General features: G+C 71.0%; 1 pseudogene. It reads right to left on the reverse strand.

The window, feature by feature from the left end:
* A pseudogene (locus tag ACLJNW_RS25135) lies at positions 1–258 on the reverse strand (hydrolase); the annotation flags it as partial.
* Positions 259–272: the final 14 nt, after the last annotated feature.

Here is a 272-nt window from a genome sequence, read left to right on the forward strand (position 1 = left end):
CTCCAGCAGGGCGCGCTGCAGACCGAGGATGTAGTGCGACGAGGATGACCCGGTGAGGCCGTGCAGCGCCAGCACCAGCGGGGTCTCGGCATCGTGCGGGCCGGCCCAGTCGAGGTCGATGAAGTCGCCATCGGCCAGCCACAGGCGTTCGCGCTGCCGTTCCAGGGTCGGCCCGCGGCGGAAGAACGGGCTCCACAGGGTCTGCAGGTGCGGATTGGGCAGCCACCAGGCGGGCTGGAAGGTCGGGGACGCGGTCATGCGCAGGTCATGGG

Source organism: Salmonella sp. SAL4457, assembly GCF_046548235.1.
GTDB lineage: Bacteria > Pseudomonadota > Gammaproteobacteria > Enterobacterales > Enterobacteriaceae > Salmonella > Salmonella enterica.